Below are 8,057 nucleotides of genomic sequence, written 5' to 3' on the forward strand. Positions count from 1 at the left end.
ACAGGCGTCCGCGGTCACGGCCCGGGAAGTCGGGACTTGACAACGGCATCGGGGCTGGACGGACGCCGGACAGCCTCCACGACGGGGACAGCTGGGATAGGGGCAAGCGCTGCCCCCTGAGCACCGAAGAGGGCCGCGGTCATCCGCGTCCTGTCGCCGTCCGCGTACACGACGTGCGCGTCACCGAGGACGGCGGCGTGCCCGTGTCCATCGGGCCGTACCCCTGCGGTCGGCCTGATCCTTGAGGGAGGGACGACGTTGAGGAGGCCCGGGAATGACGCTCAGACCGCCGGTCGAGCCGATGCTGGCGCAGGCCGCGGAAGCCGTGCCGGGCCCGGCCGCTTTGCGTGCGGGGGTGGCGTACGAGCAGAAGCTGGACGGTCATCGGGCGCTGCTGTTCACCGCGGCCGGGCCGGGCGGCGCGGTGTTGGTGCAGACCCGTCGCGGGGCGCTGGTGCAGGACCGGTGGCCGGACCTGGTGGCGGCCGCCGAGGCGCAGTTGCCGCCCGGCCTGGTCCTCGACGGCGAACTCGTCGTCTGGAACACCGACGAGGGCCGGCTGTCCTTCGAGGCGTTGCAGCGCCGGGCCGCCACGCGAGCCCGCGCCGCCGCCGCGCTCGTCGCCCGGTGGCCGGCCTACTTCGTCGCCTTCGACCTCTTGCAGCAGGACGGTCAGGAGCTCCTCGCACGCCCGTACGCCGAGCGGCGTACCCTGCTGGAGAACCGGTTCTCCGACCACGCCCTGACGGCCCCCTGGACGTTCTGCCCGCAGACGACTGACCTGGCCAAGGCGCGGGAGTGGCTGGAGTCCTGGACGGACGTGTCGGGCGTCGAGGGGATCCTGGTCAAGCCCCTGAACAGCCGGTACCTGCCCGGATATCGGGGCTGGACCAAGATTAGACGCCGTGACACCACGGAGACGATCGTCGGCGCGATCACCGGCACCCTGACCCGCCCCCAGCTCCTCGTCCTCGGCCGCCACGACACCGACGGCCGACTGCGCGCCGTCGGCCGGACCGTACCGCTGCGCCCGGACGCCGCCCGGCAGGTCGCCGAGCACCTCACCGCGGCCACACCTGGACACCCGTGGACGGGCGCGAAGTTCTCGGCGACGTGGGGGAGCCGCGACGTCCTCGACACCACCCTCGTCCACCCCAACCTGGTCGCCGAGGTCAACGCCGACCGCGCCATCGACCACGGCGGCGTCTACCGCCATCCACTCCGGTTCCAGCGGCTGCGCCTGGACGAGACCACGCAGGACGTTCCGCGGTTTGGGGCGGGACCGTCCGCCGCAGCAGGTTGAGTGCCCCCCTCCCACCAGGGGATTCCGACGACTTTCCGGGTTGGTGCTGTTCTTCCGGCGGTGAGAGCGGCGAAGGGGTGAGGACGGGCCGCCGTGGTTCCGGCCTCGGAAGGACACAGGTCATGAACAAGATCGTTTGATGCATCCCGCTCGGCGTGGACGGGTACACGAAGTCGTTCCCCCGTTCCGAGCCCCCGGGCTCCGTGGTCGCCCTGCCGCTGCCCGACGGGCGCGTGGTGCGAGTCCGGCTGACGGGCATGCCCCTGTATGGCCTGGATGTCGGTACTTGTGGCGCGGAGCCGGCCGACTACCTGTAGGCCGTCCGAGGGAGGAGCGGGGGCCGCCGTAGTGGCCCCGCTTCCGTCTGTCCGGGGTCGGTTCGCCTCCCCCGTAGGGGTGAATTTCGCCCCCGCGTACGCGTAGGCGGCTTTTGCGGTGTGTGTTCCCAACTTGCCCTGAAATTAGTGCTATTGATATCAAACGGCATCTTTCGGAATTTTCGGGCCTGGCCCGGTGGTCGGTCCGGTCGGATGTGGATGTGAGTGGGGTTCGTGGTGCGTTCGGTGGGTGAGGTGTTTGACGTCCGCGGCGGCGGGCCGGCTGCTGCCGGTCGCGGCGTGGCGGTGGGCGACCGGTTCGGGTCTGGTGCCGACGGCGGACGTCGGGCCGGGCCGGTGGTCTCGGGCGGTGGTGGAGGCCGCCGACCCGGAGGCGGTCGGGGCGGCGCTGCGGGGTCCGGTCGGGGCGGGGTGGGTGGCGGACCGGCTGACGGAGGCCCTTGGGGTGCCGCTCCCGATTCTCCGGCCGAGGGAGACCGCGGCGCCGGTCGATCACCTCGTCCGGGCCGGACCTGGTCTACCTCGGCGGTGAAGCCGCCTTCCCCGACGTCCACTCGGACCAGGTCGCCGCCCTCGCGCGACGTCGGGACCTGCCCGCTCTGCTCGATCGGCACGTCCCCCCGGCCCCGACCATGCCGCCCGCCGGCTCGGCGTCCGCCGGGTCGAGTTCGACGCCGCGGTACGGCTCGGGTTCCTTTCTCCGGTCAGCACGGTGGAGATCGACTACAAGCGGCAGGGCGGCATCACCACGGTCCCGCTGTTCTCGGCCGTCGACGTGGCGCTGCTCCCAGCCCCTTGCCCGTAGGGCTGGTGCTGCGAGCGAGCGGGTACGCACGAGCTACGGGGCGAGGGTTCGGCTCCGGACGAGGTCCTCGGCGCGCTCTGTCAGGCGTGTTCGGCGGGGGCCTGTTCGATCTCTGTGTGCAGGGCCTGTCCGGCGCGCAGGAGGGTCGTGCTGGGGGCCGGGACCCGCTGGCCGGGCTTCTCGGTGAACGGCGTTTCCGTGGCCAGGGCGTGGGCGTCCGCGGTGGCGCCTCGGCGCAGGGTGAGGAAGACCTGGCTGAGCCAGTCGGCGGGGATGTGAATCATGAGGTCGGTCATGCCGGTGACAACGACGCGGCCAGCGCCAGGTGTCCTTTGCCGCCCGTCTGGCGGAGGTGCTCCGGCCCGCGGGTTCGGTCGGGGGGCGTACCGTCCCCCTACTGCTGTGGACCGATGTATGCCCGGTCTTCACTGCTGTGGACCGATGTATGCCCGGTCTTCATCTCGTACGGCTCCTGCTTGTCCTCGCTGAGTACTGCCTGGCTGTCGGGATCGCGGGCGGCCTTCTCCCGGATGACCGACAGGTGCGCTTCGCAGTCCGCGATCGGCCCCACAGGTCGACGTCTGCCTCGTACAGGGGCTGGTCGTCTATTGACGCGTGTCGGCTGAATGCCGAGGATGCTGATAGAAGGTGAAGCAGCCCCAGGTCAGGGGAGGCCATGCCTGCGATCATGAACGAAGACCGCACCTACGCCCCGAAGCCGCAGCCCTGGAAGTCGACGTGACTCGCGGACCGCCGCCCGGGGCCGTGAGTATCGGCGTGTGTGGACAGGTCGACTTCGACAACGTCGCAACCCTTCGCCCAGCCCTCCTGGCCGCCCTTGCTTCCCACCGCGGCCCCCGCGTCGTCGACCTGAGCCAGGTCACCTTCTGCGACTGCGCCGCTTCCACGCCCTCCTGGCCGCCCGCACAGCCTCCCAGCGGGCGTCCCCGCCTGGACGTCACCGCTGCCGGACCCGTCGAGTGGCTCCTCCAGCCCATCGAGACCCAGGATCCTCACCTGATCACGTCCGCCCCGAAAGCAAGTGATCTTCATGATTGTGCCCGCCTCTTCCACGGGAAGCCCTCAAGCCGCAAGCACCACCCCAGGCATGCCGGCACGGCCGAAGGAGGCGGTCGCGTGGGCGGTGGGCACCCTGATGGCGATGGCCCCGGCCCCGGCTTGCGAGGCCGAGCGCATCCTGTCCGCCGCAGCCGCACAAGCCGGCCTGCCCGAGACGCTGCTCGCTCAGGGGATGCTCGCCGACCCCCGCGGTCTGCCCGCCCCGGCCCGCGCCGAGCGGGCGCTGCGCCAGGCCGTCCAGGCGGCACGCACCCCGAATAGCCCGAACACCCCGCCCGCTTCACGGCTACTGCCGCTCGAGGCCGACGTGGAGCGGGCCCTCGGCAGGTTCTTCGACGCCCGCCTCCGTCTGGCAGCCGCACCCGCGGACGAGGCTGCACGGCGCGCCTTCGAGGACTGCCTGTTCACCCTGGGCGTCCTCATGGCCGAGCCCTGCGCCTACGCAGCGGTGCACGATGCAGTCCAGTACGCAGAGGGCTGAACCCTTGGCTCGCTTTCCAGCAATCTGCTGACGATCGGCGCTGACCAGGCGCCCAGCAAAGCACGAATCACGTCTCCGCGCCGGGCCGAGGCCGTCGCTCCCATCACGATCCGTAGTTGGATGCTGCGCGTGGTGAGACGCCGTGTCCGCGTGGTGTGCCCCCCAGCACCCAGGAGTCGCCGTCACGGTGGCCCGGAGATGCGCCATGCCTACGGGGGCGGTGGGGAAGTGGGATCGGCTTCGGCCGCGTCCGCGAGTGCCTGGGCGGCGGCTTCCGCAGCTTTGGCGGCGTCGTCGGCGGCCTGGTTCGCCCTGTCCTCCGTGGGCCCGGCGTGGGTGGCCTGTGACGGAGGGAGCACTTCGTTGAAGGCGCGGCTGACGGCTTGGAGCGCGGAGGTGACCTCGCCGGGAATGATCCAGAAGGTGCTGCCTGGTCCTCGGGCCAGCTGCGGCAGTGCCTGGAGGTACTGGTAGGCCAGCAGCTTGGGGTCGGGGTCGTTGCGGTGCACGGCCTGGAACACCTCGTCGATGGCACGGGACTGGCCCTCGGCCCGGAGGATCTCGGCCGTTCGCTCCCCCTCGGCGCGCAGTACGGCGGACTGCTTGTCCCCTTCGGCGGTGAGGATCTGAGACTGCCGTTGTCCTTCAGCTCCCAAGATCGCGGCGCGTTTGTCCCGCTCCGCGCGCATCTGCTTCTCCATCGCGTCCTTGATCGACTGTGGCGGATCGACGGCTTTGATCTCCACGCGGTTGACCCTCAGGCCCCATTTGCCTGTGGCGTCATCCAGGACGCCGCGGAGTTGGCTGTTGATGGTGTCGCGAGAGGTGAGGGTCTTCTCCAGGTCCATGGACCCCACGACGTTGCGCAAGGTGGTGACGGTGAGCTGTTCGACTGCTTGGAGGTAGTTCGCGATCTCGTATGCGGCGGCCCGCGGGTCGGTGACCTGGAAGTACAGGACGGTATCGATCTCGACCACGAGGTTGTCCTCGGTGATGACCGGCTGCGGCTTGAAGGAGACGACCTGCTCCCGCAGGTCGATCACGGGATACACGCGGTCGATGTAAGGGATGACCACGTTGAGGCCGGGTCTGAGCGTGCGGTGGTAGCGGCCCAGCCGTTCCACGTTGCGGGCGCGCGCCTGGGGCACGATGCGCACGGCCCGCACCACGGTGAAGACGGCGAAGACCGCGACAATGACGCCGGCGACGACCCAGGCTTCCATGGTCACTCCCGGGGGTAGACGAATGCGGTGCTGCCGCTGATTTCCACGACATCGGCGGTCGTTCCCGGAGGGATAACCAGCGTCTCGTCATAGGCCCGAGCGGTCCACTCCTCGCCTCCGATGCGGACCCTGCCGGCCCGCGCGGACACCTCGCTGACCACGTAGGCAGGCATTCCCACCAGCGCGTCCACGCCGAACCGTGCCTCCTGGCGCGGTGAGAGGCGTCGCAGCGCGAGGGGGCGTACGAAGAGCACGCTGAGCGTCGCGACGAGGGCGAACACCAGGAACTGCCACGGCACGGGGAGGCCGAGCGCGGCGGATGCGGCGGTGATCGACGCAGCCGCGGCGAGCAACCCCAATGCGGCAGTGAGAGTGAACACCTCCGCGATGGCTAGCACCGCTGCGGCGATCAGCCACATCAACCACGGCTCCACGCCCGCCCTCCTACCTCACGGAAAATGACCAGGGATGCCGCGGACGCGTTCCGCTCCGTTCGGCAGGGAATGACCCACCGTGACGCGGGCCGTGTGAGCGCGTCTATGTCGCTCAGATGTTCAGCATGATGGCGTATGCGAGGAAGAAGAGGGCGCAGGCCAGGGCCACCAGACAGATCACCACGAGGGGGCCCCTGCCCCAGCCGCGGGTCATAGGGCGGTAGGGGCCCACGCCAGAACCGGTGCTGGACTCGCCGGGCGAGGTTTCGCCGGGAGGCACCCCGCCATGATGCTGAGACGTTTTGTTCGGGTCTGGGCCTGGAAGAGGTGCGGACACGTCTGCCTCCCTTGTGCGAAGGCCGCGCTCGGCCGGGCCGAAACGTCGGCCAGGTCGCCCGGCACCTACCCTCCACGTGCCGCCTCACCCCTGGTGGCGCCCGACAGACTCCGGGGCAGCGCGGGCTCGTGATAGCGGGGGCGCGGGCAGGTACCCGGTTCCATTATCCGCGTCGGTCGGCGGTGCGGCCGCCGGAGCCCAGCAGACCTCTCACCTCGAAATGCTGGGTCCGCTCCGGACGCGCCAGCTCAATGTAGTGACGACGGCAGGAAGCAGAGCCCGTGCCGGTTGCACGCCACGCAGCCAGGCGTGCACGCCTACGGCCACCGGTTTCGCCGGATGGGGCATGACGGGCGGGGTCCTGGCCGGAACGATCATCGCCCCCTCGTGCGCGGCGAGGAGGAGCACTGAGACGGTCTCTACGCCCCCGGACGCGTCGGCTCGCCCCTCCGCTCGGCGCCGATGGACCTGAAGGCTCAGTGGGACGCCGGAAAGCACTTCGTGAAGGATCGTCTGGACACTCTCGGCGACGGCACCAACGGGCTGGTCGAGAGCCTGCGGCCCGGTGAAGCCACGGTGGTCCGTGCCGGGGGCAACCCCTGTGCGGTGCACCGCGACGATCAGGGCGAGCTGCATGCAGTGTCCGCCGTCTGCACCCATGGCGGAGGAGGGCTCGTACGGAACCACAGCCTCCGTAGCGTCGGCGTGCACGGGCGGCGTGGGCTGGTGGGCCGACGCAGGGCGAGCCTCGGACCCCCTTGATGGTTCGAGGCTCGCTGACGTTGCAGGCGCCGTCCGGGGGAAGGCGTCGGGAGGCGTCAGGTTACGGCGGGGAAGCGTTCCCAGACCCGGTGGGCTGCGAGTCGTTCCAGGAGCTGAGGTAGTGCCTGTGCGCCGTCGGCGATGATGACGCCGGGTTCGCCGACTGAGATGCCGGCGGCCTCGAAGAGCGTTTCGGCGCCGTCCCAGCCGGCGAGGGCCTTGCCGTGCCGATATGCCTCGGTGAGCAGCGTCAGGACCCGCGGATCGCTGACGGCGGGGCCGGGTGACCCGGCCTTGGCGTCACGGGCTCCGTACGCGTCAGCTCCTGCTCCCGGGACGCCTGCGAAGACCAGGGCGTCGAACTCGACGGAGCGGGCGGTGGCGAAGGTGCGCTGAACGGCGACCGGGTCACCGTCCGTGCCCAGGACCCCGCCGGCCGGGGCGATGATCAGGGGCACCAGGCCGGCGTCCAGGACCGCCTCGCGGACCTGACGCACACCCGACATGTCGGTCGCGGGCCCGGTGACGATGCCGATGACGCGTCCGTCCAGCGGCCAGGTTGCGCCGACCTGCGACAGGCGGGGGCTCGGGCGGACGTCGGCGAGAGGTTCGGTGGTGGCCGGCACCGGTAGCCCGAGCCCCGCCGCGACCTGCGTGCACAGCTCGGGATCGATGTTGGCCAGCACGGCCAGCGTGCGCTCCTTGATTGCCTGCTCGTAGCACTTGGACAGTTCGAACGTGTAGGCGGCGATGATGTGCTCGCGCTCGACCGGGCTCATGCTGAGCCAGAACATACGGGGCTGGGAGAAATGATCGGCGAACGAGGCAGGTGCTTCACGGACCTTGCGTCCGGCAGGGACCTCGACGGGTACCTCGATGAACGCGCCGGTGTCGGAGCCAGCGACGAAGGGGCAGCCGCCGTCGAGGCTGTTGGGCTTGTAGGGGGCCACGCCCCGGTGCACGGCGGTCTGGTGGGAGCCGTCGCGGAGCATGTCGTTGACGGGCGCGTGGGTGCGGTTGATCGGGATCTGCGGGAAGTTGGGGCCGCCGAGCCGGGTGAGCTGCGTGTCCAGGTAGGAGAACATCCGGCCGGCCAGCAGCGGGTCGTCGGTCGCGTCGATGCCCGGGACGAGGTGGCCGGTGTGGAAGGCGACTTGTTCGACCTCGGCGAAGAAGTTCGACGGGTTTGCGTTCAGTGTTAGGGCGTGTGTGATGTGGTGATCAGTTCCTGGGTTCCGCCGTCTTCGTGAGGTGCAATCCGGTACGACTGTGGTCGTGACACGCAGGCAACTCA

8 protein-coding genes are annotated in these 8,057 nt (G+C 70.2%); 3 read left to right on the forward strand and 5 right to left on the reverse strand.

Annotation, left to right across the window (positions count from 1 at the left end):
- The first annotated feature begins 274 nt into the window (after nucleotides 1-274).
- Entirely contained in the window at nucleotides 275-1,303 is a 1,029-nt protein-coding gene (locus tag ACFY04_RS41470) for an ATP-dependent DNA ligase (protein WP_389125959.1), read from the forward strand.
- 1,223 nt (nucleotides 1,304-2,526) lie between these two features.
- On the opposite strand, the gene ACFY04_RS41475 is transcribed toward ACFY04_RS41470, so the two are convergent.
- Nucleotides 2,527-2,742, reverse strand: a complete 216-nt coding sequence (locus ACFY04_RS41475) for a hypothetical protein (protein WP_388622262.1) — start codon at nucleotides 2,740-2,742, stop codon at nucleotides 2,527-2,529.
- Nucleotides 2,743-3,554: 812 nt separating this feature from the next.
- Between ACFY04_RS41475 and ACFY04_RS41480 the strand changes: the two genes are divergently transcribed.
- Nucleotides 3,555-4,007 (forward strand): DUF5133 domain-containing protein, encoded by a 453-nt coding sequence (locus tag ACFY04_RS41480; RefSeq protein ID WP_389125962.1) that lies wholly within the window; start codon nucleotides 3,555-3,557, stop codon nucleotides 4,005-4,007.
- A 209-nt stretch (nucleotides 4,008-4,216) separates the two neighbouring features.
- Here the strand turns inward: ACFY04_RS41480 and ACFY04_RS41485 are convergent, their stop codons facing one another.
- The 3 genes from ACFY04_RS41485 to ACFY04_RS41495 all read right to left on the reverse strand — a co-directional run bounded on the left by ACFY04_RS41485 (nucleotide 4,217) and on the right by ACFY04_RS41495 (nucleotide 6,001).
- Nucleotides 4,217-5,230: an SPFH domain-containing protein gene (locus ACFY04_RS41485; RefSeq protein ID WP_388622268.1), complete on the reverse strand. Its 1,014-nt coding sequence runs from the start codon at nucleotides 5,228-5,230 to the stop codon at nucleotides 4,217-4,219.
- A gap of 2 nt (nucleotides 5,231-5,232) precedes the next feature.
- On the reverse strand, nucleotides 5,233-5,664 hold the full coding sequence (locus ACFY04_RS41490; protein ID WP_389125968.1) for an NfeD family protein: 432 nt from the start codon (nucleotides 5,662-5,664) through the stop codon (nucleotides 5,233-5,235).
- A 112-nt stretch (nucleotides 5,665-5,776) separates the two neighbouring features.
- Nucleotides 5,777-6,001 (reverse strand): DUF6480 family protein, encoded by a 225-nt coding sequence (locus ACFY04_RS41495; RefSeq protein WP_389125970.1) that lies wholly within the window; start codon nucleotides 5,999-6,001, stop codon nucleotides 5,777-5,779.
- A gap of 462 nt (nucleotides 6,002-6,463) precedes the next feature.
- Here ACFY04_RS41495 and ACFY04_RS41500 point away from each other — a divergent pair, with 462 nt between their 5' ends.
- Nucleotides 6,464-6,763, forward strand: a complete 300-nt coding sequence (locus tag ACFY04_RS41500; RefSeq protein WP_389125972.1) for a Rieske 2Fe-2S domain-containing protein — start codon at nucleotides 6,464-6,466, stop codon at nucleotides 6,761-6,763.
- Between the two features lie 56 nt (nucleotides 6,764-6,819).
- Here ACFY04_RS41500 and ACFY04_RS41505 read toward each other — a convergent pair.
- Nucleotides 6,820-8,057: catalase (locus ACFY04_RS41505; protein ID WP_389125975.1), on the reverse strand; the 1,238-nt coding region annotated here is incomplete at its 5' end.

It is taken from the genome of Streptomyces sp. NPDC001549 (genome assembly GCF_042894025.1).
Taxonomy (GTDB): Bacteria; Actinomycetota; Actinomycetes; order Streptomycetales; family Streptomycetaceae; genus Streptomyces; species Streptomyces kutzneri.

Bases quoted from the DNA above. Each gene is read 5' to 3' on its own strand.
- ACFY04_RS41470 (WP_389125959.1), top strand. From the start codon at position 275: ATGACGCTCAGACCGCCGGTCGAGCCGATGCTGGCGCAGGCCGCGGAA.
- ACFY04_RS41475 (WP_388622262.1), bottom strand. From the start codon at position 2,742: ATGACCGACCTCATGATTCACATCCCCGCCGACTGGCTCAGCCAGGTC.
- ACFY04_RS41480 (WP_389125962.1), top strand. From the start codon at position 3,555: ATGCCGGCACGGCCGAAGGAGGCGGTCGCGTGGGCGGTGGGCACCCTG.
- ACFY04_RS41485 (WP_388622268.1), bottom strand. From the start codon at position 5,230: ATGGAAGCCTGGGTCGTCGCCGGCGTCATTGTCGCGGTCTTCGCCGTC.
- ACFY04_RS41500 (WP_389125972.1), top strand. From the start codon at position 6,464: ATGGACCTGAAGGCTCAGTGGGACGCCGGAAAGCACTTCGTGAAGGAT.